Source organism: Mucilaginibacter sp. P5_A6, assembly GCF_056400585.1.
The window spans coordinates 1-25,753 of record NZ_JBFUKZ010000032.1 but is presented as its reverse complement, the minus strand read 5'-3'; the positions used below and the strand labels follow the sequence as shown (position 1 = coordinate 25,753).

The following is a 25,753-nucleotide window of genomic DNA, read 5'->3' as shown; positions in this document are numbered from 1 at the left end:
TGTCAATTCAAATTTGTGATTTCGGGCGTAAATCAATTCGTGTCAATTCATCCTCATTCGTGAAATTCGTGTGTATTGAAATTCGTGTCTATGCTTAAATCCCTCTCCGATAAAATAAACCGCTGGCGCCTGAGACGTAACAGTCAACGGAACTTTTTAATTTACTGCAGTGTTTTTGTTGGTTTTTTTGGCGGCCTGGCAGCCATCGCGTTAAAGTTTTTAGTGCATTTTATGGAGGATGTGAGCCACCGCATTTCATCGCACTTGTATTACCATATAGCTTACGTTTTTTTGCCCGCGCTGGGTATCTTCCTGGCAGTAACCTGGCAGCATCTTGTTAACCGCGATAAAATACAAAAGGGAATAGGCAGTATCCTGGCCAATATCAAAAAGAACAGATCGAACATCAGAGTAAATAATATTTATTCGCATATAGTAACAAGCTCATTAACGGTGGGCTTTGGCGGCTCGGCCGGCTTAGAGGCGCCTATTGTAGCTACCGGTGCTGCTATAGGCTCAAACATTGGCAGGTTTTTTAAGCTCACACCTTATGAAAAAACGGTATTGCTGGCTGCAGGAGCATCGGCAGGGATAGCCGCGGTATTTAACAGCCCTATTGCCGGGGTGCTGTTTTCGTTAGAGATATTAATAGGCGAGATCACCATCCCCACGTTTATTCCTTTATTAATAGCATCGGCAACGGGCGTGGTAGTATCCAAATTATTATACTCGGGGCAGTTGTTCCATTTGGTTACCGAAGGTTGGGTAGTGCCTGCAATTCCTTTTTATATTTTGCTGGGTCTGCTTAGTGGCTGGATGGCTATATACATTAATAAAGTAGGGGGTAAACTGGAGGGCGGTATCCTGAAAAAACAAAACCGTTATGTGCGGGCACTTTTAGGTGGCTTGTTTCTCGGGCTTATTATCATGGTATTTCCGCAGTTATTTGGCGAAGGTTACCAATACCTGCAGGACATTTTAAATGGTAACATTGATGCGCTAAAGGATGAATCGTTATTTTCCGGCTGGCTATCCAACCAGTGGTTAATGCTGTTATTTATTGTAGCACTGGTTTTTATGAAAATTATAGCCAGCGGTATCACGCTTGGTTCTGGTGGTAACGGCGGCTCGTTTGCGCCTACCATGTTTACCGGTGCATTTTTAGGTTTAGCAGTGGCCTACGGGGTAAACCTTACCGGATTGGTACATTTAAATACAAGTAATTTTATAGCGGTTGGTATGGCAGGTGCTTTAAGCGGCGTAATGCATGCCCCGCTTACCGCCATATTTTTGATAGCCGAAATTACGGGCGGCTACGTGTTATTTATCCCGCTCATGATCGTATCAGCTATATCATACATCATATCGCGTCTTTCATCGCCCCATAATATTTACTGGCAGCACCTTATTCACGAAAAAGATATTCATCCGGGCCAGGATTACAGCATGTTAAATGCTATAGCTATGGATAGCATCATCAACAAAAAATACACGGCGGTTGATAAGCAAACAACCGTTAATGATTTTTTTAAGATCCTGGCTATAACTGATGCCAACATATTCCCGGTATTAAAGGAGGATGGGCGCCTGGAAGGAGTGGTGCTGATAGATGATATCCGCCGGCGCCTGTTTAACCAGGAGATTGCCGATGATACCATTGCCGATATTATGACTGCCGCGCCAACCGTAATTGATTATGATCAACCAGCCAGCACCGTAATGGAAACCTTTGATGCTATTGATGTATGGCAGCTACCTGTAATAAAGGATGGCCTGTTTATAGGTTTTATATCTAAATCGGCGCTGCTGAATAAGTATCGCCAGGTAATTATTGAACAGCATAAGGCGAGTGACCTGTTTGCGTAAGCATAAATACGAATTTAGTTACGCACGAATTTCAGGGATTAAAACGAATGTCACATTCAATCGGATCTTACGATTCGATGAGATCGGCGGCATCCCCTGATTTAAATAGGTTCGGAATATTCGCCAGTTTTTAAGAAACAAATTGTTGCTTAGCTGTTTAGCGAATGATTACTTATATTTACTTTGCTTACAAAGTAGGGGCTTAAGCTATGGTCGAGATATTTCAGAATATTCGTAAAATATATGATTTTGTAACACCTTGTGAAGAATTGGCCAATTATATTGAGTTTTTCTCTGAGTCATCTTTAGCTAAAACCCGGCAATATTTCCAAAACGAACATTTCTCTGTTAAAATGTTTGCCAGCTGGACACCTACTTTTTATATCAATCTTGGTGCGCCTTACTATATTGATTTGGCACATTCACGTTACCTGGTGAAGGCAGGTGAGGATATTCTGATACTAAGAAACAACACGGTTGAGCGTCACAATCAGCCTGTAGATAATATTTTTACCGTTAAATTTTATCCGGGTGGTTTAGAGTCGATTTTAKGTTTAAACCAAATTACCCTGGCAGATAAGCTTATTAATTTAGCGCAAATTTTACCCGGCAGTTTATTAGCTAAAATAAGGCAGCCTATAGTTTTTGAAGAACGGATAAACCTGATGCAGCAATACCTTTTAAATGCCTGCAGGAAAAACAGCCATAAAGATCATTACCTGGGTATGGTGAGCGATGCAATAGGCGAGTACCAGGCTACGGGCATGCAATTGAATACATCGGCCGTAGCCGGGCGGCTATTTATCAGTTCTAAAACTATCAACCGGTATTTTCATCGAACTGTAGGTGTTTCTCCGAAAAATTATTTTTCGATACTAAGGGCGCGGGCAGCATTAACCCAATTTATAAAAGCCAAAAACAGCTTTATCCCTTTTGACTATGGTTATTATGATATGAGCCATTTTTATAAGGATGTAATAAAATTTACCGGGCAAAAATTAACAGACAACCAACTGTAAATTGTCCGTTTTTTACTTTCTTTAGGTAGTTGTAATGTATTTCTTTGTGTAAATTGTTATTTTCAATGAAATCACTTGCAATTGCTTTTCTGCTATCCCTCGTTTTTGTTCGGGGTGCAAACAGTCAAACCTATCAGCCTGTTATAGAGCAGGCCGTTTCTGCCATAAAATATGACGCGCGTTTAATTGCCAAATATGGCTACCTGGTTGTACCCGAAAACCGGCAAAGACCACAAGGGCGTAAAATAAAGATACCTTTTTTGTTTATCCGCAAACCTGATCAGGACGCTAAACGAAACATTTCCCTTTATGCAACCGGCGGCCCTGGTTATAGCACTATTACCGGCCGCGATAGTATTGGTTATAACTCCGGGTTTTTAAAGTTTGGTGGGTTTATTTTTTTCGACCAGCGGGGAACTAAACTCGCGCAGCCTTGCCTGGATTGCATGGATGTTAACGAAGCAGTTAAAGTAAGCTACAGAAAGGGGCTAAATAAAGACAGCCTGATACTTGCAGCAATAAAGCGCTGCCATGACAGGTTCACAGCCCAGGGCATTGATCTTTCTGCCTATAATACAGAAGAAAGCGCAGAAGATATTAACGACTTGCGCCTGGCCCTGCACCTGGATTCGCTTAATTTGATAGGGATATCCTACAGCGGAGGATTGATGCTGAGCGCGGCGCGCAAACATCCCGAAGGTGTGCGCGCCTTAATACTTAACTCACCGCTACCGGGGTTTGCGCGTTATGAAGAAGATGGCTTACTAAATATCAATGAAGCATTAGAACAGCTATTTGCCGATTGCGAAGCCGATTCGGCAGCAAAGCCTGCTTATGCAAACCTAAAGGCGCGCTTTCACCAGTATTTTACCACGGTTAGCGRCAAAAAGTTTACGCTTAATTACCTGGAAAAAGGTGGTCACGATAGTTTAAAAATCAGCTACAATAAAAATGACCTGCTGGATGCTGTGGTCAATCGCTTAAATAGCGGCCAGGTGAGTGCAGTACCAGTTGTTATTAATGATATCATTAGCGGCAAACACCAGGCCTATATTCGCGAGCAAGCGGATGGCGCGTTTGGCGGTGATCAGTCGGTATCATTAGGAATGCGTTATTCAGTGTATTGTACCGAGCAGATCATGTATTCAGATCCGGCTTTAGAAAAACAGCAGCACGATATATTGCCCTGGCTGGCCGGTTATCCTTTTAATGATGTAACCCATGCCATATGCGATTGCTGGAAAGTAAAACCAGAGCCGGGAATAGTTAAAGCGCAGGTATATTCTGCCATCCCGGCGCTTATATCGGCCGGGGATATTGATCCGTGGTGCCGGCCATTTTATAACAGACTGATTAAACGTTATATGCCAAATGCCCGGTTATTGATAATGCATAATAAAGGACATGCGCCGGGCTACTATGCTGACGGGGTTGATTATTTGAAATTGTTTATGGATCATCCCTACAATAAACTTGTTTCACAGTCAAAGGATGTGATTGTGGAGTAAGCGGAGTGTTTTATTGATAATTATTAACAATGGTTTATCAGAACAAAAAATGCCACTAACTCCTAAAAATTAGTGGCATTCCCATTTGATTCGTGAAAATTCGCCTTTATTCGTGAAATTCGTGTCTATTTAATAAACAACAGCTCCCTGAATTTTGGTAGCGGCCACAATCTATCGTCAACAAGTTGTTCCAGTTTATCTACACGGTAACGGATGGGCGCGAAGAATGATTTTACTTTTTCATCATATTCAATGGCGCGCTGACGAATATCTTCGATAGCATTGGCTTTTTTGCGCTCATCAACCATTTGTTCTACATTGGTTTTAATAAAGTTTACGTGTTCGGCTATTTTGTTGATAATATCAAGCTGAGCTTCGTAGGTTGATGCAGCAAGACCAAGGTCTTTTAATCCCTTTACATTCTCAATAAGCTTGGTTTGATAGCCAACAGCTGCCGGTATAATCACGTTTAAAACCAGTTCGCCGATTACGCGTGCCTCTATTTGTAGTTTTTTGTAAAAGCTATCCAGTAAGATCTCATGACGCGCATGGGCTTCGCGGGGCGTAAACACGCCTGTTTCGGCAAACAGGATCTCCGATTTTTCTGACAGGAGTGCATCAAGCGCTTTAGGTGTTGTTTTTATGTTGGCTAAGCCGCGTGATGCCGCTTCTTTTTCCCATTCGTCGCTATAGCCGTTGCCCTCAAAACGTATGTTTTTTGATTCCTTGATGTATTTTTTTATTACGATCAAAAGGGCAAGGTCTTTCTTTTCGCCTTTTTTAATCAGCTTATCAACATCGTACTTGAATTTTTTAAGTTGATCTGCAACAATGAGGTTTAATATGGTCATTGGGCTGGCCGAATTTGCCGATGAGCCAACTGCCCTCAGCTCAAACTTATTGCCTGTAAATGCAAAAGGCGAAGTGCGGTTACGGTCGGTATTATCGGGCAATATCTGCGGAATCTTGGGGATGCCCTGCCATAATAAGTTGTCCTCTTTTATTTTTTTACTGATCCTGGAGGTTTCTATCTCATCCAAAACATCATTTAACTGGCTGCCCAGGAAAATGGATATAATGGCAGGTGGAGCCTCGTTGGCACCCAAGCGGTGGTCGTTATTAACCGATGCTATAGAAGCCCTCAACAGGTCGGCGTGCTCATAAACCGCTTTTATGGTGTTCACAAAAAACGTAAGGAACATCAGGTTGTTCTTAGGCGTTTTGCCCGGCGACAACAGGTTTTTCCCCGTATTGGTTATCAACGACCAGTTGTTGTGTTTCCCGGATCCATTAATACCTGCATACGGTTTTTCATGCAGCAATACCTTAAAGTTATGCCGCCTGGCTACACGGTCCATCAAATCCATCAGGAGCTGATTGTGATCAATGGCCAGGTTTATTTCCTCATAAATAGGTGCGCACTCAAATTGCGATGGCGCAACCTCGTTATGCCGTGTTTTTAACGGGATACCTAATAATAAAGCTTCGGCCTCCATATCCTGCATGTAGGCGTATACCCGCTCAGGTATCGAGCCAAAGTAATGATCTTCCAATTGCTGGTTTTTGGCAGATATATGACCAAAAAGCGTACGGCCGGTTAAATACATATCGGGGCGTGCGTTAAATAAGGCAATATCAACCAAAAAATATTCCTGTTCCAGGCCCAATGAGGCGTTAACCTTTTCAATTCCCTTATCAAAGTAATGGCACACATCAACAGCCGCTTTATCCAGTACGCTTAGTGCCTTTAATAAAGGCACTTTGTAATCAAGAGCCTCGCCGGTGTATGATACAAATACAGTTGGGATACATAAGGTACGCGCCATTAAAAACGCGGGCGAAGAAGGGTCCCAGGCTGTATAACCACGGGCCTCAAAAGTATTGCGGATACCGCCGCTCGGGAAGCTGGATGCATCCGGCTCCTGTTGAGATAAAGCATCGCCGCTAAAGCGTTCAATTGCGCCGCCATCAGCAGTAGGCTCAAAAAAAGCGTCATGCTTTTCGGCGGTTGTTCCGGTAAGGGGCTGAAACCAGTGGGTATAATGTGTTGCCCCTTTCCCTAATGCCCATGATTTCATGGCCGATGCTATCTGTTCAGCCAGGTCGCGGGGGATGGGTTCACCTTTTTCAATAGAGTTTACTATACCCTGGTACGCCTCTGTTGAAAGGTATTCTTTCATTTTCTTTTTATCGAAAACATTGGCGCCAAAATAATCGGAGATTTTTGCAGCAGGTGGTTTAACTTCAGGGATGGTTCTGTTCAGAACATCCTGCAGTGCTTGAAATCGAATGTTGGACATAATTATATGCGGTTTAATATAAAGGCAAAACCAAAAATAGAACTATCCTTTAAATATGCATCAAAATTTAATGAAATATATAGAAGGAAGTGGTACGGACCTGCCGGATCAATAATTTGTTTAAATATAGAAAGTGAATTTTAAATGCTGATTATGTATAAAATTTGCTTTTTGTGCTGATTTTTTTACATTTTTTGCTCAAAAATGAAAAAAAAATCCATTTTGTGCTTTAAAATGCTTAATTTCTGTTTTTAAATTGGCTTTGTATGTATTTATGACATTTTTAAATTTAAAATTCAATAAAATTAGCTGTGTTTTTAAGTTTAAATTACGATTTCAATAATTTTTATGATTTTTATTATGTTTTTTTTGTTAAAGATTTGTTATTGTTAAAATATCTACCTAATTTCATGAAATAATTTATAGAAACCGTGTAAATATTATATTTTTTATAAAAAAGTGTAGTTTTTATTGGTCAAAACCTAAAGAGTGTGTGTAAAAAATCGATTTTTTAAAATTTACCCCTAATCAAACAATTTATATTATACAACAATCAAACTAAATTAAACTATTAAAAAACAATCAAACTAAATTAAAAAACAAATGAAAGCGAGTTCTACAAAATTAAACCTCCTGAGTTCAGTCCGACAGCTGACACGAGATAAATGGGCGCTGGGTGCTACCATTTTTACAGGAAAAATGATCGGCCTTTTGCTGGTATTTGCAGCAATGATGGTGTTGCCAGGTATTTTTGGCACATCTGCACATGCAGCCGATACTTACACGGCCCACGAAACATCGTTAATTAATACGGTTAACACTGTTTGGACACTGGTTGCAGCCTTTTTAGTATTTGGTATGCAGGCGGGTTTCGTTATGCTTGAAGCAGGTTTTGCCCGCAAAAGAGAAACGGTGAACGTTTTAATGGAGTGTATTTTTGATACTTGCCTTTGCGGCTTGTTATTTTATGCCATAGGTTATGCCTTTATGTTTGGCAATGGCAACGGTTTCATTGGCTGGGGCGGATTAGGCGCTGATGGTAAAACCATCACCAACTGGTTCTTCCTTCAAAACACGCCGGAAACTTACGGTTCAACAGGTATCCCTGTTTTGGCACACTGGATATTCCAGTACGCTTTTGCTGATACTTGCTCAACTATCGTTTCGGGTGCAATGATTGGCCGTACCAGCTTCCGTGGCGATATTTTATACAGTATAGGTATTACAGGTTTTATTTACCCAATAATTGGTCACTGGGCCTGGGGACCGGATGGTTTCCTTGCTACAATGGGAACTTCAGGTTTCTTCCAGTCAATAAGCGCTCAGCCTTTCCGCGATTTTGCCGGTTCAACAGTGGTACACACTATTGGTGGTGTTGCTTCATTGGCAGGTGCAATGGTGTTGGGCCCACGTTTAGGCAGAATATTTGCCCGCGACGATAAAGAAAAAGGCGGATTACCTCCGGGCCACAACTTATTAGTTGCTGCAGTGGGTGGTTTTATCCTGTGGTTTGGATGGTATGGTTTTAACCCTGGTTCAACATTATCTGCAATGGATATGCAGGGTATTGGCCGTGTTGCTGCCAATACTACACTTGCTGCCTGCGCCGGTGGTTTCTCTGCTATGCTTTTTGCATTGTGGTTTGGCCCAACAAAAGGAAAGTTTGATCTTGCTTTTACTATCAATGGTTTCTTAGCTGGTTTAGTTGCTATCACCTGCCCTTGCTACTGGGTTAGTCCGTTGGGTTCAATCCTGTTAGGTGCGGTTGCGGGTGTTATCATATTTGCAGGTGTTTACCTTATTGAGTGGTTCCGTATCGACGATCCGGTTGGTGCAGTATCTGTACACGGTTTAAACGGTATCTGGGGTACATTATCATTAGGTTTATTTGCATCAGGGCAATATGGTTTTACAGGCCCAACTGGTCCTGATAATACAGCACCGGTTACTGGTTTACTTTACGGTGGTGGTTTTGGTGTGCTAAAGGCACAAGCTATTGGTAGCTTCACCATTACAGCAGCTGTGTTTATAGTAACCTTTGCAATGATGTTTATCATCAACAAATTACCTAACCCTTGGAAACTACGTATTGAAGAAGAAGGCGAAACCGGTGCCGGTGGTATCGATGTATTCGATCACGGTATCGAAGTTTATCCTGCCCAGGAAGATGAGATCAGCCTAAGCGGCCTTTTTGATAAAGGTGTAAAATCTCCATCTGCAGTATAATAAAACACTGTAATATCTTGTGCGGTTGGTTGCTGGTACCGACAACCTGCTTACCAACCGCACAGGTATTTTAATAATCTTTTAAATTTTAACCGCTTTTACATTCGGGCTATGTTGTGCATTAGCCTAATGGGAAAGTTTTATCCAACCCCAAATCAAATTCAAATCAATTAAATCGTTATCATGAAAAAAACACTTTTACTTTTATCATTTTTTAGCATTGCTGCTTTTACAGTTAAAGCACAGGATACGGTGAAAACCACATCGGATGCGCCTTTAATTATTTACGGTTCGGTAGATACTTATTATAAGTTTGATTTTGCCGATAAAGGGTCACAAATTCCCACCAGTTTTGCCAGCGATCATAACTCTGTATCAATTGGTATGGTTGATATAGGCCTAAAGAAAAAAGTTGGTAAAGCTTCCTTTGTTGGCGAAATAGCATTTGGTCCAAGAGGCCAGGAGCAGTCAATTGTGCCTGGTGCAAGCGGAGATTCATACCATATACAAAACTTATATGTTGGTTATGATATTACTGACAAATTTAACGTTACAGGTGGTTTTATGGCAACATTTGTAGGTTATGAAGTTATTAGCCCTGTTGCTAACTTTAACTATTCTACCTCATATTTGTTCACTAATGGCCCGTTCCAGAATGCAGGAGTTAAATTTACCTATGCGTTTAGCGACAAGGTGAGCTTAATGGCTGGTGCATTTAATGATGCCTGGAATGTTTACACATCTGCCAAAAAGGTTAACACTTTCGGCGCACAGTTAATGGTTGCGCCTGTAAAAGGATGGACAGCTTATTTAAACTTAGTTACCGGAAAATTATCAGGTACCGAAGTTGATTTGACTACTGCTTATCAAATAACCGATGCCTTCAAATTAGGTTTAAATGCAGCTGATTTTTCTGCAGCTAAAGCAGTAGGAACAGGTGGTTTTACAGGTGTAGCTTTATATCCTCAAATTGCAGTTTCAAAAGCTGTAACTTTAGGTTTAAGGGGCGAATACTTTAAAACTAAAACAGGAAGTGTAACTACTTTTGGTCCTGCGCCAGGTGAATCTGTTACTGCGATAACATTTACTGCTAACATCAAAGCAGGGCCTTTGGCATTTATTCCTGAAATCAGGTTTGATAACGGATCAAAAGAGGCATTCATTAACCATTCAGGAGATCCATCTAAAACTGCCTCACAATTTGTAATGGCAGCTGTTTATGCTTTCTAATATAAATAAATAGCATCTTTTAATAAAAGCCTCCTGATTATATCGGGGGGCTTTTTATCTTTATAGGGTAAAACCAACAGGAAATATAAGGTATAGGCTGTGATGGTTTTATTGTACGTAAATATAATGCCAATCTATGAAAAATATACTTTTAGCTTTTATATGCGTCATGTTTGCTAAAGTCGCTGTGGCCCAAAAGGACTCACTGGCTTTTGATGAGCATAATAAATACATTTATTATCAAACCGTAGTACAGGATGGTTTGATAAAGGATACTTTGTACCGCAGGGGTTTGTATTTTATGAAAACCGCAGCGATAAAAAGTAAATTAAAACTATCGGTTACCGATGAGGCACAAGGCGTGTTGACAGGCAAGGGGAGTTTTAAGATTACCAAAAAGGCACTGATATTAAACAGCGCGGGTGGCGAAATAACATATACCTCCAGGATAGAAGTGAAAGATGCCAAATATCGTTACTGGTTTACCAATTTTGTTTATATACCATACCAGCGCGACAGGTATGGTATGGATGTGCCCGTACCTGGTATTAATATACCATTGGAAGAGGCTAAGGATAAAATAGACAAGGCGGATCTTGCCGTTTATCTTGATAAAGTATTGCAAAACAGCCGCCAGGTTGGTGCGGTATTAAAATCATACATGCTAAAAACCTCTTCGCTGCCCAAAGAGGAAAAAGGGATCAGGAAGATATCAACCAAGGAGTGGTGATTTGGTTCATTGGTTTACTTGTTCATTAGTCTTTTTGCGTGGGGGATTAGTCATTAGGGGGAATTGACAATCGGATGCTTTGTTTTAATTTATTTTTTTTACACCCCTCTCCCGTCCTTTGTCTGAAAGTCTTTTGTCCTTTGTCCAAAAGTCTTTGCTCCAAAAGTTCTTGTTCCAAAAGTTCTTGTTCCAAAAAAAAGCCGCCCCTTTTAATATGGGACGGCTTTAGTTTTTTATTAATCTGGCGAGATAATAATAAAAACGTTAATTTTTTGTGTTAATTGATGTTTGATGATTTATTGACAAAAGTTCATTAATTCATTCGCGCAAATTGGCATATTTAATTATTATAGTCCTTCGTCGTGTTGGCTCAGATCCAAACCGGCACGCTCTTCTTCAGGGGTTACACGCAGGGTGCTGATCATATCTGTTATTTTTAACAGTATTAGTGAACCAAAAAATGCAAATGCCGATACACCAATTAAAGTTACCAGGTGAAGTAAAAACAAGTGKGTTTCGCCATAATATAATCCGTTGCCGGTAGTATTGGCCGAGTTAACGTTTTGATGGGCAAATACACCGGTTAACAACATACCAACCATACCGCCTACGCCATGGCAGGGGAATACATCAAGTGTATCATCAATACTGGTTTTGGTTCTCCATATTACCACCAGGTTACTTACCACGGCTGCAACTATACCAATAATTAATGAGTGGGGTACTGTTACGAAGCCGGCAGCAGGTGTAATAGCCACCAGACCTACTACAGCGCCAATACAGGCACCTAATACGCTTGGTTTTTTACCACGTAGGATATCAAAGAACATCCAGGACATTGCCGCGGCCGCAGATGCTGTAGTTGTAGTAGCCAAAGCTGTTGCAGCAAGTGTGCCAGAACCTAATGCCGAACCTGCGTTAAAACCAAACCAGCCAAACCACAATAAACCGGTACCTAACAGTACATAGCTGATGCGGGCTGGAGTATGTGTAACTTCGTTACGTCCTTTTAAATACAGGGCTGATGCAAGTGCTGCCCAGCCCGCGCTCATGTGTACTACAGTGCCACCCGCAAAGTCAAGTACGCCTTTTCCGAACAGAAAACCATCCGGATGCCATGTTGTGTGGGCCAGCGGCGCGTATATAAATATCATAAACAGGCAAAGGAAAATAACATAGGAGTTAAAGCGGATACGCTCGGCAAAAGCGCCGGTGATCAGCGCGGGTGTAATTACGGCGAATTTTAACTGGAACATGGCAAATAATACCAGGGGGATAGTAGGAGCAAGTTTCCAGGTAGCGTTACCCAGGGTGCCTTTCATCATAAAAAAGGTACGCGGATCGCCAATGAAACCGCCAATGGTATCGCCAAATGCAAGGCTAAAACCAAAAATAACCCATATTACGGTAATTACGCCCATGCACACAAAGCTTTGCAGCATAGTTGATAGTACGTTTTTTTTGCTCACCATACCGCCGTAAAAAAAGGCAAGGCCGGGTGTCATGATCAATACAAGGGCAGTACTAACCAATAGCCAGGCGGTATCGCCCGTATCAATTTTACTGTCTTTAATAGTTGTTAAGGTAACAGATGGGAATACGAGGGCTAATACAATTATAATTAATAGTATGCCAAATGGTATGAATCTTTTCATGCTTCGGGAATTAGGGAATAGTTAATAAAATTAATAAGAAACCGCCCGGCACCCAATCAAAATACCGGGCAGTTTCAAAAACTAATACTGAAGAAGTCATCCAATCAAAATGCCTTCAGCATTAAAACTAAATTTTTTAAAAAACAATAAAATCCGCTTTGCGTAATCAGCGCAAACCAGATAAAATTGTTTAGCTATTACCAGAAATTATGAAATGGAAAAAGGATAAGTTTGCGGAAACGCGATAGCTCGCTGGTGCCCCTACCGCAAATAAAATTAAGATACTTTACATGTATAGTGTAAAAATTGGGGCTTGTATAAATGCCTTGCAGCGGATGTGCACCCCGGTGTTGCTGCAGGTTGATGAGTTGTACCGGTACGTTATGCAAAAGGTAGTCATAATTATAAGGATTATGATGCGCCGTTGTAGCCGATACGGAGGTTTTTTTTTCTTCTTTGTGGGTAATATGGTATAATCCACCCCTTGCCGAGGCTGAAAACCCCGAAAAGAGCACAAAAAATAAGGCAGTAAATTGATAAAGCCTGTTAACCATATTTAAATGTAGTAAAAAAATAAAATAATCATGCCTTTTTTATGAATATTTTAACTTTTTGTGCATTTAGATGGGAAATATGTACATATTTTGTTTTTAAAGTTTACTATTTAAATAAAAAACCTATTAAAATTAAATTTAAGGGCATTTTATTTGATGAAATGTCAGGGTGGTCGATTTTTATAAAAGGTAAGTTTTTTTATTGGATCTATCTGCTCATTGATAGAGTATTTTTGTTTTTGTAAAATATTATACATGTAAAATCGTTATATGGTAATATTTAATTCTTAATAAAATGCATTCGGCCAAATTTGATTTGTATAACGTCGAGTGGCTCGATTTTATATTTAACCACCGTAACAAAGCATACGGTGCGTACGAATTAAGGCAGCATTATAAGCGTACTTTGGCAAAAGCATTGGGCATAACTTTGGCTGGTGTTGCTGTGTTTGTAGTACTTAGTGTGATTTTTAGACCCAAACCACCCGAAATGGTCAAAATAACAATGGTAGATCTTTCGCCGCAGCTTATTGAACCAATTGCACCCGTAAAACCGCCTGAACCACCAAAACCTGCAGCCCCGGCTAAACCAATGCCTCGAGTGACAACAACAAGGTTTGTTACCCCTGTGATTGTTAGTAAAGGACCAACTGTTGAGCCGCCTGTAATCAGCAAAATTGAAGGTGCTATTGGCAATGTAGATATTAAGGTTCCGGGTAGTGGAAACGTTGATAATGTGCTTGATAATACAGGAACCAAGGGAGGTACCGGTACTGTACCGGTGGTTGTTCCTGTGGTGGATAACACCATACATGATTTTACTGCCCTGGAAGTTATGCCCGAACCGGTTGGCGGCGTATCGGCTTGGAGCGGGTTTTTACAGAAAAACTTAAGATATCCGGTTGTAGCATCGGAGCAGGGTGTATCTGGCAGGGTAATTATGAGTTTTGTTGTAGAAAAAGATGGCCATTTATCAAACATAGCGGTTGAGCGCGGTGCCGGGTTTGGGTTTGATGAAGAAGCGCTGCGTGTACTAAAGCTGGCCAAACCATGGAAAGCAGGCATGCAAAACGGTCTGCCGGTACGTGTTAAATATGTAATACCTATTAAATTCCAGTTAGCAGATCAGAGTAATTAGTAATATAAAGGAGCAAGAATGGAAAGAGCAAAGGTAAAGATACAAAGTAGTGTTAATGAGTAGTAGTTTTTTAGCCCTGCATTATGCGGGGCTTTTTGTTAAAGGTAAAGCCCGTTTTTTCAGGCTTTTTTAGCGCTATGCTGAAGAAACGGAACCTATAAACTCACCTTTTAAGATGAAATTCTGATGAAATTTATTTTTATAAAAAAGTGCTATATTTTGCATTTTATAAAATATAATGTATGTATATTCGTTAAAGAAGAAATTTAATTTTTAAAACCATGCTTATAGAGAAATTTAATTTGTACAATGCCGAGTGGCTCGACCTTGTATTTGACCATCGTAACAAAGAATATGGTGCTTACGCATTAAGACAACATTATGGCCGCACCATGACGAAAGCCATGGGCCTGACCTTTGCAGGAATTGCTGTTTTAATAGTAGCCAGTATTGTGTTTAAACCCAGTCCTGAAAAAATTGTCAAAATAACTCCAGTTGATCTTACTACTGTTCTCATTCAACCGCCTGTAACACCGCCCAAAAAAGCTGATCCCCCGAAATCAGAGCCTGCAAAACCGGTTGAACCAGTTAAAACGCTGGCAAGCCCGCCACCGGTTGTAGTTGCTGCCGATCCGGTAGTTCAACCGCATACTACGGCTGAGTTACAGGCAAGCACTATTGGCAGTGTAGATAGCAAAGGGGATGATAAGCCGGGAAATGTTATTGCAGATAAGGGCCCTGCCGGTGGTGGAGGTACAGGTCCGGTGGTTGATAATACCATACATGATTTTAACGGCCTGGAAGTTATGCCCGAGCCTATGGGGGGCGCAGCTGCCTGGAGTAAGTTTTTACAAAAAAACCTGAGGTTCCCGGCCGTGGCACAGGAGCAGGGTGTATCCGGTAGGGTATTTATGAGTTTTGTTATCGAAAAGGATGGTCAATTGTCAAATATAAAGGTTGAGCGTGGTGCAGGGTATGGATTTGATGAAGAGGCTACACGTGTGTTAAAGCTGGCCAAAGCCTGGAAACCGGGGATGCAAAACGGGCAGCCGGTGCGCGTTAAATATGTAATACCGATGAATTTTCAGTTGGCTGATCAATAGTGAGTAATGAAAAGCGGGTTTCGGATTGCGAGATCCGCATGTGATGATGGTAGATAAGTGATGTGGTTTTAGCCTCCGCCTAATGCGGGGGCTTTTTTGTGCGGACAATATTAATGGGGATAAATTTCTTAAAATTCGAAATAAAAATTTTAATATAATTGATTTTATGAAATATAATTTTGTATTTTTGATTTAAAAGAAACTTAATTTGTTGGAGATGAGTATTTCGAAATTTAATTTGTACAATGCCGAGTGGCTCGACCTTGTATTTGACCATCGTAACAAAGCATACGGCGCTTACGAACTGAGACAGCATTATAGCCGTACCATGAGCAAAGCCATGGCCTTAACCTTTGCAGGGCTTGCTGTTTTAATAGCGGTAAGTTTTGTTTTTAAACATAAGCCTGACCCTGGCTTAAGGATTATTAACGATATACCTATACCAAGATTGATTGAACCCCCGGTTAAAGCAGCGCCTAAAAAAGTTGAACCCCCAAAATCTGCTGATCCTGTAAAACCGGCAACCCCTGCTCAAACTACCAGGTATATCACACCTGCTATTGTGCCGAATGATCCGCCGGTTGACCCACCTATAATTGCCAAAATAGAAGGAGCTATCGGCCCTGAAAATGTTAAAGGCCCGGCCGGCGGCGACAATGTTATTAAACCTGAAACAGGCACCGGTGAAGACGGTCCCGCACCTGTTGATAATGTAATTCGTGATGCAAATAGTCGCACACTTGAAGTTATGCCCGAGCCTATAGGAGGCGCAGCTGCCTGGAGCAAGTTTTTACAAAAAAACCTGAGGTTCCCGGCCGTAGCGCAGGAGCAGGGTAAATCCGGGAATGTGTTGATGAGTTTTGTTATTGAAAAGGACGGTCAACTATCAAATATAAAGGTTGAGCGTGAGGCAGGATATGGATTTGATGAAGAGGCTACACGTGTGTTAAAGCTGGCCAGGGCCTGGAAACCGGGTATGCAGAACGGACAGCCGGTGCGCGTTAAATATGTAATACCTATGAATTTCCAGTTAGCTGATAGTAATTAGGCACATGTTTCGGGTTGCGAGACTTGTGTGTGATGATGGTAGATAAGTGATGTGGTTTTAGCCCTGCTTTATGCGGGGCTTTTTATTTTACCTTAACCAATATTTCCTGCTATTCTGCTATAGATATTTGATAGCATTACGTTACTGCTTTTACCTAACCGCATTCGTTTGGCGGTGCGGAATTCTTTAAATCCTTTTTCACGCAAAAATGTAGCAGCGTGTAAATTGTCTTTCGGGAATGCAACTTTATCGTTGGTATTAAGATGTAATTTCAGGAGTTCAATTCCTGCCGGTGCGGTGTTCGCAATTATCAAACCTTCGCCAAGGGTGGGTAAATAAAAACCCTCAACAATATTATTGCTGCAATACAGCAATCCGCTTGTAAGGTGTTCTTCAAAGAAAAACATCCGGTCTTCCTGTGAAGTTAAGCGATCTGTTTCGGCAATTTGTTCTCTTAATGCCTTTTCGTATGGTTTAATATGGGGCGAAAATGAGGGTTGTTTTCCTAAATGAATGTCTTTGAAAAACAGGTATTCGGTTTCTGTGGTAAAGCCTGCTTTTTCGTAAACGGGTGCTCCAAGGTCAGTTGCAATTAAATTAATAGTTTGACAATTATGTTGTTTTGCAATATCAACCAGGGTTTCGGTAATATAGCTGCCAATTCCTTTACCTCTTTGTTCTGCGTGGACAATTATATGGCCGAGCCAGGCTATTTCATGATGAATAATTGCAGCACCAATGCCGGCAATTTTACCGTCGATAATAATTTTTATAGGGAAGCAGAAAGGTGATGCTGTGTAAAAGCAGAAGTTGGGCGTAATATCCGGCCACCCATCTGGTTGTAAGGTATGAAGCAGGTTTACGTCATTATGATTTAGGGTTTGTACTTCCATCTTCCCGTTAAAAAGCATCAATATTTACAAAGCTTTCCTGAAACAAATGCTATCGGGTAAATTAACATACACACCATAGTTAGGGGTACGTACATAACCCGTTTTTGGGTACAAGCTAAGCGCTTCCAGCTGCTTGCTGCCGGTTTCCAGTACGGCATACCGATAGCCTGATTCAAGCGCCCAGTTTTCCAGCTCTTTTAATATCGTGGTACTGATGCCGTTTCCGCGTGCATTTTGGCGTACAAACATTCTTTTAATTTCCACCGCTTCGGTATCGAACGATTTAAAACATCCGCAGCCTGCCGGTTGGTTGTTTAAATAGGCGATTACCACCGTGTCAATTTTATCTATCGCATTATGCTCGTCGTATAGGTTCATAACGTCGCCATTGCGGTCACGAAGATCAGCGTCCAGCTCGTTAGTCAATATCCTGAAATCGAGGTTGTCGCTGGTAGTTCTGGCAAGGCGGATGTTTTTCATTGAGGTAAAAATAGTACAAGTTGGAGCAAGGAGCAAGGGCTTTTGGACAAAGGAACAAGGCCTTTCAGACAAAGGACGAAAGATGGAAAGGACATTTCTTCAAGGAGCCCCTTTGCAGAGGGACCTTGAAAGTATTTATTTAACAAAAACTTAAATAAATTTACCAATAGTAAAAATGTCCTAAATTATACGTACCTTTGCGGCTTATTAAATATAATATAATGCAACAAGGAACAGTAAAATTTTTTAATGACGAAAAAGGTTTCGGATTTATTACACCAGATAATGGTGGAAGCGAAATCTTCGTACACTCTTCAGGTTTAATTGACAACATTCGCGAGAATAATTCAGTTAGTTATAACGTAGAAGAAGGCCGCAAAGGTCCTAATGCCGTAAATGTAAAAATAGTTTAATACTCTATTATAATCATTCGTGAAGCCTTCTCCTTTTGGGAGAGGGCTTTTTTTATGCCCGGCTGCTACTGTAATGTTGTTGAAGATTCTGCCGCGAATAGCGATTTAAAAGGTTAACAAATTCGCTGTTTGGTTGTTACTCATGTTTAAAAGCCGCCGCRCAGGTCGCTTAACCCGAGGCAGATCATATGGCAGTTTCAGTTTTAAAACACAGGTGGCAAAAAATAACATTAATCAGTTTAGCAGTGCTGGCCTTCATTGCATTGCTGGTGGTATTGTTTTTAAATAGCTTTTTAAGGGCAAGGCTTTCGGCAAAATTAAAGGAAACGGTGCTTAAAGGGACGGACAGCCTGTACCACGTAAATTTCAGTAAAGCCGAATTACACGTGTTTAGCGGCAGCGCCGTGTTGTATGATATCACTTTTAGTCCCGATACCGCTGTATACCACCGCTTGCTGCAAAGCGGGCGTGCCCCCAACAATTTACTGGAACTTAAGGTAAAACGCCTGGAAGTTTCCAATGCCCACCCGCTGTCGGTATGGTTGCGGAAGAAAGTAGAGGTCGGGCTGATCCGTTTCAGCAACCCTGAAGTATATATCAGCAAGTATGCCGATAAGCCGCACGAAAAAAAACGGCAGGATAAGCGCACCCTTTATCAAAAAATCTCCAAAAGCTTCCGGCTTATTCATGTAGGTAAGATCCAACTGGATAATGTCAATTTTACGTATCGTGACAAATCCGGCCCAAAGCCATCGGTATCTGTGCTGAAAGAGATAGACCTGCAGGCTACCGACCTGCTGATAGATTCTGCCTCGCAAACGGATACATCCCGCACCTTGTATTGCCGTGATATAGTGACCGAACTGAAGCATTATACAGGCAAATCGGCGGGTGGGCTGTATACCTATAAAATCAGGTCGGTAAAGCTATCAACACGCAGTGCCCGGCTGGATATTGCCGGGGTTGATATGCAGCCGCTGGATGCGAAAACTTTTTTTGCCAAAAGCAAAGGCAGCCGCTTTAACCTGCACCTGGATGCAATTACCTTTCATCATTTTGATTACCGCAGCTATCGCAGGCAGCAAAACCTGTATGTTTCCCGGATGAGCATTTATAAGGGAGCTTTTGGGGTATTTAGCAATCCCAATGGACCGCTTAAAACAACCGACAGGCTGGTCACCTTCCCCAACTGGGCTATCCGCCAGCTTAAAACCGGGCTGCAGGTAGATACGCTGGATATTAAAAACATTGATGTAAGCTCAACTGAGTTCAAAAAAAACAAATCGGGCAAAATCGGTACCGTAAGGTTTGAAAACGTTACCGGCAGGTTCCTTAACATCACCAATAATAAGGCGATACTGCAAAAACAACCCTTATGTACAGTTAACCTAAGCACCATGTTTATGAGGAAGGGAAAGCTTAACCTTACCTTTAGCTTTAACCTTGCCGATGCGGCTTACAGCTACAGTTACAAAGGGCACCTGGGCGCTATGGATATACGGACCGCCAACCCGGCGGTAATGCCGCTGGGAATGGTGAGGTTTACATCGGGTACGGTTAAAAGCCTCGACTTTGATATTCGCGGCAACCAAAAAACATCCACAGGTAAAGTAACCTTTTTGTATCATAACCTGGGGGTAGAAGTGCTGAAACGCGATGAAGAAAAAGGTTATGCCAAACGATCGTTAATATCGCTGCTGGCCAACGCGGTGATACTAAAAAATGATAACCCGGATGAAGGTAAGCTAATCCCCCGTGTAGCCGAGGTGGCATTTATACGCCCTAAAAATTTCCCCTTCTTTAAAACCATATGGCTTGCCCTGCTTAACGGCATCAAAGGCTGTGCAGGCATAGGCAAGGCCGACGAAAAAACTAAAAACCAACCCATCACCCAAAAGGAACGAAAGGAGCAGGCAGAAGCATTAAAAAAAGCCAGGGAGAACAAAGAAAAAGAAGATAAAAAGTTTAGGGAAAAGGTTAAATCGTAAATGTGAAAAGTGACGCTTACCGGGTATGCGCATGACGGGCATCATTTTATGGGCAAGCTACATACGGCACCTTTGCGGCATCAACCCATAAAGTATGCAAACACTACCTGTTTTATCCGAAGTTATATGCGAAGAGGACCTTGCCTTTTTTGCGCCCCAAACAATTATAGAGGAGACTACTTTACCCGCTCCAGAAGTTAGTAGCGGTTTATCCCAGGAAAAGGAAAAAAAACCATGTTTTAAATTTTATAAAGTGTTTAAGGATGACACTGCTGTAAAAGAAGTTTTCACCAATGATTTTAAGTCGTTTAAATCAACTTATTTAAAAATAAAAGCTGCATGCGGTGTACATTCTGCAATACGGCCGGCGTTTTCGCTGGCAGATGACGATCATATGTATTATGGGTCATTATCACAGATAAAGACCATGGAGCATGCCAAAGCAGGAGCATTAAAATATATAGGTAAGCTTATTGACGGCGGCGAAAAGAGTTATAACCTGTTACTCCAATACCGCGAAGATCATTATGAGGACCTTAATATTAATTTGGTCGACAGAAACATACGGAAACTTGAGCGCGCATTATTAAGTCAATAAACAATATAGGGCATTACACTCGGGTCCGTTAGAAATGGCAATTATTTTTAAATATCGATAGAATTTAAAAGATGTATACACATCGTAGCCCCGGGGAGCGACCCTGTGGAGACGACATCAAAAAACGGGTTGCAAGTATCCTTTTTATGAGTTATATTAGTTTAATATTCAACCAATTATAAATAGCCGGTATTTTAATTGCCCCGTAATTAAAATATTAAACAGTCTGCGCCCCTTAAGCCTATTAGTATGACTTTTCGATGTGTTTTAAAAAAAGCTGCTATACTTTTGGTCTTTATGCTCACGTGTAGCTTAAAGGGCTTTTCGCAAGCTGATAGTCTTCGGTTTTATGCCAGGCAACTGGATTCAATTTATACTAAATGGGTTAATGATCCTGATACCACACTTAAAACAGACTCGGTTATAACGGCCTTTTTACACGTAAATCCTACTACCAAAATAAAAGCTACAGGCAGGCTTGAAGGCTTTGCCCTTACGTATAATACCCCCGAAATAAACTGGTATCATGATTTAGTAAGGGTGATTGACAAGGATTCTGCCGGTTTTTTAATTAAGGTACGCATTCCCCGAAAAATTTATGATCAGCATAAAATGCTCACCTGCTGGGCTGTTTGGTGGGGCCGCGAGATGCAGGTTGCTAAATATGGCGGTATTAATATGAGGATAAAACTAACGCTTCAATCGCAGCCGCAAAAAGCCAGCGTATATTTAATACCGCGCAGAATTTGGAAAAGCAAATTTGAAAACACCGCCTGGAAAGAACATATCGAGTTGTTAAGCGATTACATGGTTGATAGTGATCAAACAAACACGGCCGTAACCATTGATGAAACCGTTTATACCGTGGTATTTAAATTGGGTAAAAAATTTCTTACCCGTACGCATTATACCAGGCCCATGGATATAGAACCAACCCAAAAAGTGAGCGCAGATTTTCAAAATGAATAGCTGGAAAACTATTTTAAAAACCGGTTCGGGAGTGTTTGCAACCATTCCTGGTTTGGGGGTGCTTTTAAGCAATATAGGGGTACCGCCCGATAGCTCAAAATACCTGTTTTGCGGCATTATAGAGTCATTTGGAGTATTTACACTTTTAATATTGAGGTTCAACTCCGGCTTTTTCAACTCCCTTTCCATAAAAACCATTAATCGTTTGGCTATTGTTTCAATAGTAACATTTGGGCTTACATTGTTTCTTTACCTGTTCCTTTTTAATCAATATGTTGTGGGCTATAAAGACTCGAAGCCCTTGTTTTTCCCGGTATGGCCCCAGGGCGAACTTAAGCAGGGGCTGCAGGAAACAGGCAGTAAAGCCAACTTAATTAAAGAATGGGGCCGCGATGATGTGCGTACGGTTATCCAGGCGTCATCATCGGCCATGTTAACCTATAGCATGCTGCTGTTTTTATTTGTATATCAACTGGTTTTCGTGTCGCTCACCTTTGCATTTGGGATCCTTTCGATACGGGTTAGCGAGATTGATAGGGAATAATGTTTGTCCCCTCAGGGTCTCTTTTCAAGGAGACCCTGAGAGGGCGGAAAATATGTGATTACCATTACTAATCAGCGGCACAATTTGATTAACTTTATTATACAATATATCAACCAGTTAGGAGGTGGTTTGATATGAGAAGTCAAAATTCGTTTCCTGTAATCATATTTTTTTTAATTCTTGGTATCGGCATTGTATCGGCAAGGATGGCATATGATGCTTCGAATATTGCAACAAGCAGCATCATTGTGGTAAGCGCCTTTGTGGTTGCATTGCTAATTTCTCTTGCTATCAAGATTGCCAATCCCTGGGAAAGGGCCGTAGTATTGCGCCTGGGTCGTTTTCAATCGCTCAGGGGGCCAGGGTTGTTTTTCATTATCCCCATTCTGGATACCATACCATACTGGATTGATACCCGGGTGATTACCACATCGTTTAAGGCCGAAAAAACCCTTACCAAAGACACCGTACCGGTTGATGTGGATGCCGTATTATTTTGGAAGGTGCTGGACCCGAAAAAAGCTGCCCTCGAAGTAGCGGATTATATGGGTGCAATTAGTTGGGCCTCGCAAACCGCATTGCGCGATGTTATCGGAAAAACCATGTTATCAGACATGCTTGAAGGAAGGGAGAAAATTAGCGGCATACTGCAAAAGATTATTGATGAACGTACCGAGCCATGGGGTATCAATGTCAACTCTGTGGAGATCAAAGACGTTTTGATCCCCGGCGCACTGGAGAACGCCATGTCTATGCAGGCACAGGCAGAAAGAGAACGGCAGGCCAGGGTAATTTTGGGAGACTCTGAGAAACAGGTGGCCGAAAAGTTTGGAGAAGCAGCCTTAACCTACGCAAACAACCCGGTGGCATTGCATTTAAGGGCGATGAATATGCTCTACGAAGGTTTGAAACAAAACTCCACTATAGTAATTGTACCCAGTTCGGCAATTGATACCATGCAACTTGGCAGTATGGCAGGGTTAACGGCACTGACTATGGGGATAGGCCAGGAAAAAGCAAACAAAGACAAAGGTAGCGCTAAAAAATAAAGGCAGTTAACTCACCCATGCCCCCCAGGCTTCTTCCCAAAATTTATCCAGGTAATTCCGCATCGCGGGGATACCTTCCCGGTTCAGCTCATACATATTGTTGTTGCCTACGGTTTTCAGGGTAATCAGTTTGGCGTCTTTCAGCACTTTGAGGTGCAGTGATACCGCAGGGCGGCTCACCGGAATAAAAATTAAAATAAATTTGCGTAACTCAGAAGTTACCTATACATTTGGGTAACCTTAAAGTTACCTATTATGGCAAAAATTATCAAACACCAGTATTTCTTCGCCCATCCCGTTGCGACGATTTGGGAATACCTGACAAATTCCGAACTCATGGGGCAGTGGCTCATGAAAAATGATTTTCAGCCTGTTGTAGGGCACGAATTTCAATTCCGGACAGGCGGAAAGGCCAACCTGAATTTTGACGGCATCTTTTATTGTAAGGTGCTGGAGATAGACCCTTTAAAAACATTAAGCTATTCCTGGAACTGCGGCCCCGGCCAGGGCAGCATCACGCTGGAATCCGTGGTTACCTGGCAACTTGAACCCAAAGACAACGGTACCGAAGTATTCCTGGACCACCGCGGTTTCGACAAAGCAGAAAACCTTGACATGTACCACGCCCTGATGCACGGCTGGTTGGAAAAATTCCAGAACATCGATAAACTTTTAAACGCCGCGCCACATGGCCATACCAACGCTTGATACTTTCCAGGTGATCGGAGATCCCAGCAGGAGGAAGATGCTGATGCTGCTCTCGGAGCACAGCCTGACCATTAACAGCCTGGCAGATAATTTCGACATGAGCCGCCCTGCTGTTTCCAAACACGTTAAAATACTGGAAACCGCCGGCTTTATTTCCATACAGGATATGGGCAGAGAACGGTACTGTACACTGAAAAAGGACGGCTTCGAAGAGCTGCATGCCTGGCTGAACTACTTTGATGAATTCTGGGCATCGAAACTGAAGAAATTAGAAACTTTATTAAACAGCAAATTACCAAACTAAAAACAATATGATCACATCAAATTTCACCACGATCCTGCTCGCGGCATTATTGTTCCCGAACCGGAACAATAGCCCAATGCAATTGACAGAAATAAAAGATCCGGTTAAAGTGATCCATTTAAAACAGCATCATATGGAAAAGAAAAATTACACCGCCTCCATTTTAGTGGAGCAGGATCCAAAGACAGCTTTCGAAGCGATCAAAAACTTTCGCGGCTGGTGGTCTGAAGAAATAGAAGGCCCGACAGATAAACCGGGCGAGGTGTTCGTCTATCACTACAAAGACGTGCATATCTGTAAAATGAAACTCATAGAAATGATCCCGGATAAAAAATTGGTGTACGAGGTTTTGGATAATCAGTTCAGCTTTACAAAAGATAAGACGGAATGGATAGGCACTAAACTCATTTTCGATATTACTTCAGAAAGTGGTAAAACAAAAGTAAAATTCACACACGAAGGCCTGGTGCCCGAGTATGAGTGCTACAAAGTTTGCTACGATGCCTGGGGCAACTATATTACCAATAGCCTTTACAGTTTAATTACTACCGGAAAGGGAAAACCTAACCCGAAAGACAAGGACGGTTTCAATGCCGAACTGGCAGATAAGTGGAAAATCAAACATTAACATCTCAATAAAACAAACATGAAAACACACGATTTTACAACTACCTTATTGGTAAACCAAAGTCCGGAAGAAGTATTTAATGCCATTAATGATATCCGCGCCTGGTGGTCGGAGGATTTTAAAGGTTATTCCGAAAAACTGAATGATGAATTTGAGGTCCGCTTTGCAGACATGCACTATTCCAAACAAAAATTAACCGAGGTGATCCCGGGCGAAAAGGTTGTTTGGTTGGTTACCGAAAGTTACCTCAGTTTCCTGGAAGATAAAACCGAATGGACCGGCACCCAGATCTGCTTTGAGATCGCAAAAAAAGAAGGCAAAACGCAGGTGCATTTCACCCATGTGGGTTTAGTTCCTGAAAGCGAATGTTACCAAGACTGCTTCAAAGGCTGGAATTATTTTCTGGAGCATAGCTTGCTCAATCTGATCACTACAGGTAAGGGCCAACCGCATCTAAAGGCCGATGTAATAGTAAAAACCGAAGTTTAGTAAAGTATCCAACGCGGTATTACCATCCCACTGCTGGCACGCGTGTGGCAATGTGCCCCGCTTGCATCCGGGTTCCTTTTTGAGGAGACCCTGAGGGACAGAAGTTTTATACTTAGAGTCTGTCTAAAAATAAAAAAAAACAGACCGTCATTGCGAGGTACGAAGCAATCCCAAACTATGCAGATCGGATTTGCAAAGCTACTCTGTAAGGTGGTGATTGCTTCGTGCCTTATAATGACGTGACTGTAAGTTGCTGACCATCAATATGAAAAATCGTCATTGCGAGGAGGAACGACGAAGCAATCCCCAACTA

The 25,753-nt window shown here is 41.7% G+C and carries 25 protein-coding genes; 19 read left to right on the top strand and 6 right to left on the bottom strand.

Annotated features, from left to right (window positions below):
* The first annotated feature begins 90 nt into the window (after window positions 1-90).
* From AC1DO4_RS25315 to AC1DO4_RS25305, 3 genes are all read left to right on the top strand, one after another.
* Window positions 91-1,866, top strand: a complete 1,776-nt coding sequence (locus tag AC1DO4_RS25315) for a chloride channel protein (RefSeq protein ID WP_477420496.1) — start codon at window positions 91-93, stop codon at window positions 1,864-1,866.
* 209 nt (window positions 1,867-2,075) lie between these two features.
* On the top strand, window positions 2,076-2,885 hold the full coding sequence (locus AC1DO4_RS25310) for an AraC family transcriptional regulator (RefSeq protein WP_477420494.1): 810 nt from the start codon (window positions 2,076-2,078) through the stop codon (window positions 2,883-2,885).
* Between the two features lie 65 nt (window positions 2,886-2,950).
* The gene (locus tag AC1DO4_RS25305; RefSeq protein ID WP_477420493.1) at window positions 2,951-4,393 is read left to right on the top strand and encodes an alpha/beta fold hydrolase; all 1,443 of its coding nucleotides are present in this window, start codon (window positions 2,951-2,953) and stop codon (window positions 4,391-4,393) included.
* 125 nt (window positions 4,394-4,518) lie between these two features.
* Here the strand turns inward: AC1DO4_RS25305 and AC1DO4_RS25300 are convergent, their stop codons facing one another.
* Entirely contained in the window at window positions 4,519-6,693 is a 2,175-nt protein-coding gene (locus tag AC1DO4_RS25300; protein WP_477420491.1) for a glutamine synthetase III family protein, read from the bottom strand.
* Between the two features lie 603 nt (window positions 6,694-7,296).
* Between AC1DO4_RS25300 and AC1DO4_RS25295 the strand changes: the two genes are divergently transcribed.
* The 3 genes from AC1DO4_RS25295 to AC1DO4_RS25285 all read left to right on the top strand — a co-directional run bounded on the left by AC1DO4_RS25295 (window position 7,297) and on the right by AC1DO4_RS25285 (window position 10,879).
* Window positions 7,297-8,919, top strand: coding sequence for an ammonium transporter (locus AC1DO4_RS25295; RefSeq protein ID WP_477420489.1), 1,623 nt, complete (start codon window positions 7,297-7,299; stop codon window positions 8,917-8,919).
* A 183-nt stretch (window positions 8,920-9,102) separates the two neighbouring features.
* Window positions 9,103-10,149 (top strand): porin, encoded by a 1,047-nt coding sequence (locus AC1DO4_RS25290; RefSeq protein WP_477420487.1) that lies wholly within the window; start codon window positions 9,103-9,105, stop codon window positions 10,147-10,149.
* Between the two features lie 136 nt (window positions 10,150-10,285).
* Entirely contained in the window at window positions 10,286-10,879 is a 594-nt protein-coding gene (locus AC1DO4_RS25285) for a DUF4468 domain-containing protein (RefSeq protein WP_477420486.1), read from the top strand.
* A 347-nt stretch (window positions 10,880-11,226) separates the two neighbouring features.
* On the opposite strand, the gene AC1DO4_RS25280 is transcribed toward AC1DO4_RS25285, so the two are convergent.
* Window positions 11,227-12,534: an ammonium transporter gene (locus tag AC1DO4_RS25280; RefSeq protein WP_477420484.1), complete on the bottom strand. Its 1,308-nt coding sequence runs from the start codon at window positions 12,532-12,534 to the stop codon at window positions 11,227-11,229.
* 197 nt (window positions 12,535-12,731) lie between these two features.
* The gene (locus tag AC1DO4_RS25275) at window positions 12,732-13,088 is read right to left on the bottom strand and encodes a hypothetical protein (RefSeq protein ID WP_477420482.1); all 357 of its coding nucleotides are present in this window, start codon (window positions 13,086-13,088) and stop codon (window positions 12,732-12,734) included.
* A gap of 295 nt (window positions 13,089-13,383) precedes the next feature.
* On the opposite strand from AC1DO4_RS25275, the gene AC1DO4_RS25270 reads away from it, so the two are divergent.
* The 3 genes from AC1DO4_RS25270 (at window position 13,384) to AC1DO4_RS25260 (ending at window position 16,377) form a co-directional block, all read left to right on the top strand.
* Window positions 13,384-14,226 (top strand): energy transducer TonB, encoded by an 843-nt coding sequence (locus AC1DO4_RS25270; protein ID WP_477420481.1) that lies wholly within the window; start codon window positions 13,384-13,386, stop codon window positions 14,224-14,226.
* A gap of 281 nt (window positions 14,227-14,507) precedes the next feature.
* The gene (locus AC1DO4_RS25265) at window positions 14,508-15,329 is read left to right on the top strand and encodes an energy transducer TonB (protein ID WP_477420479.1); all 822 of its coding nucleotides are present in this window, start codon (window positions 14,508-14,510) and stop codon (window positions 15,327-15,329) included.
* A gap of 217 nt (window positions 15,330-15,546) precedes the next feature.
* Window positions 15,547-16,377: an energy transducer TonB gene (locus AC1DO4_RS25260; RefSeq protein ID WP_477420478.1), complete on the top strand. Its 831-nt coding sequence runs from the start codon at window positions 15,547-15,549 to the stop codon at window positions 16,375-16,377.
* 92 nt (window positions 16,378-16,469) lie between these two features.
* Here AC1DO4_RS25260 and AC1DO4_RS25255 read toward each other — a convergent pair whose 3' ends face one another.
* Both AC1DO4_RS25255 and AC1DO4_RS25250 read right to left on the bottom strand, forming a co-directional pair.
* Window positions 16,470-17,270, bottom strand: coding sequence for a GNAT family N-acetyltransferase (locus tag AC1DO4_RS25255; protein WP_477420476.1), 801 nt, complete (start codon window positions 17,268-17,270; stop codon window positions 16,470-16,472).
* Window positions 17,271-17,294: 24 nt separating this feature from the next.
* Window positions 17,295-17,750: a GNAT family N-acetyltransferase gene (locus AC1DO4_RS25250; RefSeq protein WP_477420474.1), complete on the bottom strand. Its 456-nt coding sequence runs from the start codon at window positions 17,748-17,750 to the stop codon at window positions 17,295-17,297.
* A 221-nt stretch (window positions 17,751-17,971) separates the two neighbouring features.
* Between AC1DO4_RS25250 and AC1DO4_RS25245 the strand changes: the two genes are divergently transcribed.
* The 6 genes from AC1DO4_RS25245 (at window position 17,972) to AC1DO4_RS25220 (ending at window position 23,311) form a co-directional block, all read left to right on the top strand.
* A complete protein-coding gene (locus AC1DO4_RS25245) occupies window positions 17,972-18,163 on the top strand; it encodes a cold-shock protein (protein WP_477408123.1) in 192 nt (63 codons plus the stop codon).
* Between the two features lie 188 nt (window positions 18,164-18,351).
* Window positions 18,352-20,151: an AsmA family protein gene (locus tag AC1DO4_RS25240; RefSeq protein ID WP_477420472.1), complete on the top strand. Its 1,800-nt coding sequence runs from the start codon at window positions 18,352-18,354 to the stop codon at window positions 20,149-20,151.
* Between the two features lie 94 nt (window positions 20,152-20,245).
* The gene (locus AC1DO4_RS25235) at window positions 20,246-20,749 is read left to right on the top strand and encodes a hypothetical protein (protein WP_477420470.1); all 504 of its coding nucleotides are present in this window, start codon (window positions 20,246-20,248) and stop codon (window positions 20,747-20,749) included.
* A gap of 297 nt (window positions 20,750-21,046) precedes the next feature.
* Window positions 21,047-21,718, top strand: coding sequence for a hypothetical protein (locus AC1DO4_RS25230; protein ID WP_477409023.1), 672 nt, complete (start codon window positions 21,047-21,049; stop codon window positions 21,716-21,718).
* Window positions 21,711-22,262, top strand: a complete 552-nt coding sequence (locus AC1DO4_RS25225) for a hypothetical protein (protein ID WP_477420468.1) — start codon at window positions 21,711-21,713, stop codon at window positions 22,260-22,262. Before AC1DO4_RS25230 ends, AC1DO4_RS25225 begins: the two co-directional genes overlap by 8 nt.
* A gap of 134 nt (window positions 22,263-22,396) precedes the next feature.
* Entirely contained in the window at window positions 22,397-23,311 is a 915-nt protein-coding gene (locus AC1DO4_RS25220; RefSeq protein WP_477420466.1) for a slipin family protein, read from the top strand.
* 6 nt (window positions 23,312-23,317) lie between these two features.
* Here AC1DO4_RS25220 and AC1DO4_RS25215 read toward each other — a convergent pair whose 3' ends face one another.
* Complete coding sequence (locus AC1DO4_RS25215; protein WP_477420464.1) at window positions 23,318-23,491, bottom strand: ArsR/SmtB family transcription factor; 174 nt, start codon at window positions 23,489-23,491, stop codon at window positions 23,318-23,320.
* Window positions 23,492-23,566: 75 nt separating this feature from the next.
* Between AC1DO4_RS25215 and AC1DO4_RS25210 the strand changes: the two genes are divergently transcribed.
* From AC1DO4_RS25210 to AC1DO4_RS25195, 4 genes are read left to right on the top strand one after another with little or no spacing between them, the layout of a single operon-like run.
* On the top strand, window positions 23,567-24,019 hold the full coding sequence (locus tag AC1DO4_RS25210) for an SRPBCC family protein (protein ID WP_477420462.1): 453 nt from the start codon (window positions 23,567-23,569) through the stop codon (window positions 24,017-24,019).
* Window positions 24,000-24,323 (top strand): ArsR/SmtB family transcription factor, encoded by a 324-nt coding sequence (locus AC1DO4_RS25205; protein WP_477420460.1) that lies wholly within the window; start codon window positions 24,000-24,002, stop codon window positions 24,321-24,323. The genes AC1DO4_RS25210 and AC1DO4_RS25205 overlap by 20 nt, the downstream gene beginning before the upstream one ends.
* A 7-nt stretch (window positions 24,324-24,330) precedes the next feature.
* On the top strand, window positions 24,331-24,951 hold the full coding sequence (locus AC1DO4_RS25200) for an SRPBCC family protein (RefSeq protein WP_477420458.1): 621 nt from the start codon (window positions 24,331-24,333) through the stop codon (window positions 24,949-24,951).
* A gap of 18 nt (window positions 24,952-24,969) precedes the next feature.
* Window positions 24,970-25,440 (top strand): SRPBCC family protein, encoded by a 471-nt coding sequence (locus tag AC1DO4_RS25195; protein ID WP_477420456.1) that lies wholly within the window; start codon window positions 24,970-24,972, stop codon window positions 25,438-25,440.
* Window positions 25,441-25,753 lie beyond the last annotated feature (313 nt).

Bases quoted from the DNA above. Each gene is read 5' to 3' on its own strand.
- AC1DO4_RS25315 (WP_477420496.1), top strand. From the start codon at position 91: ATGCTTAAATCCCTCTCCGATAAAATAAACCGCTGGCGCCTGAGACGT.
- AC1DO4_RS25300 (WP_477420491.1), bottom strand. From the start codon at position 6,693: ATGTCCAACATTCGATTTCAAGCACTGCAGGATGTTCTGAACAGAACC.
- AC1DO4_RS25295 (WP_477420489.1), top strand. From the start codon at position 7,297: ATGAAAGCGAGTTCTACAAAATTAAACCTCCTGAGTTCAGTCCGACAG.
- AC1DO4_RS25290 (WP_477420487.1), top strand. From the start codon at position 9,103: ATGAAAAAAACACTTTTACTTTTATCATTTTTTAGCATTGCTGCTTTT.
- AC1DO4_RS25285 (WP_477420486.1), top strand. From the start codon at position 10,286: ATGAAAAATATACTTTTAGCTTTTATATGCGTCATGTTTGCTAAAGTC.
- AC1DO4_RS25275 (WP_477420482.1), bottom strand. From the start codon at position 13,088: ATGGTTAACAGGCTTTATCAATTTACTGCCTTATTTTTTGTGCTCTTT.
- AC1DO4_RS25270 (WP_477420481.1), top strand. From the start codon at position 13,384: ATGCATTCGGCCAAATTTGATTTGTATAACGTCGAGTGGCTCGATTTT.
- AC1DO4_RS25265 (WP_477420479.1), top strand. From the start codon at position 14,508: ATGCTTATAGAGAAATTTAATTTGTACAATGCCGAGTGGCTCGACCTT.
- AC1DO4_RS25260 (WP_477420478.1), top strand. From the start codon at position 15,547: ATGAGTATTTCGAAATTTAATTTGTACAATGCCGAGTGGCTCGACCTT.
- AC1DO4_RS25255 (WP_477420476.1), bottom strand. From the start codon at position 17,270: ATGGAAGTACAAACCCTAAATCATAATGACGTAAACCTGCTTCATACC.
- AC1DO4_RS25250 (WP_477420474.1), bottom strand. From the start codon at position 17,750: ATGAAAAACATCCGCCTTGCCAGAACTACCAGCGACAACCTCGATTTC.
- AC1DO4_RS25245 (WP_477408123.1), top strand. From the start codon at position 17,972: ATGCAACAAGGAACAGTAAAATTTTTTAATGACGAAAAAGGTTTCGGA.
- AC1DO4_RS25240 (WP_477420472.1), top strand. From the start codon at position 18,352: ATGGCAGTTTCAGTTTTAAAACACAGGTGGCAAAAAATAACATTAATC.
- AC1DO4_RS25235 (WP_477420470.1), top strand. From the start codon at position 20,246: ATGCAAACACTACCTGTTTTATCCGAAGTTATATGCGAAGAGGACCTT.
- AC1DO4_RS25230 (WP_477409023.1), top strand. From the start codon at position 21,047: ATGCTCACGTGTAGCTTAAAGGGCTTTTCGCAAGCTGATAGTCTTCGG.
- AC1DO4_RS25225 (WP_477420468.1), top strand. From the start codon at position 21,711: ATGAATAGCTGGAAAACTATTTTAAAAACCGGTTCGGGAGTGTTTGCA.
- AC1DO4_RS25220 (WP_477420466.1), top strand. From the start codon at position 22,397: ATGAGAAGTCAAAATTCGTTTCCTGTAATCATATTTTTTTTAATTCTT.
- AC1DO4_RS25210 (WP_477420462.1), top strand. From the start codon at position 23,567: ATGGCAAAAATTATCAAACACCAGTATTTCTTCGCCCATCCCGTTGCG.
- AC1DO4_RS25205 (WP_477420460.1), top strand. From the start codon at position 24,000: ATGGCCATACCAACGCTTGATACTTTCCAGGTGATCGGAGATCCCAGC.
- AC1DO4_RS25200 (WP_477420458.1), top strand. From the start codon at position 24,331: ATGATCACATCAAATTTCACCACGATCCTGCTCGCGGCATTATTGTTC.
- AC1DO4_RS25195 (WP_477420456.1), top strand. From the start codon at position 24,970: ATGAAAACACACGATTTTACAACTACCTTATTGGTAAACCAAAGTCCG.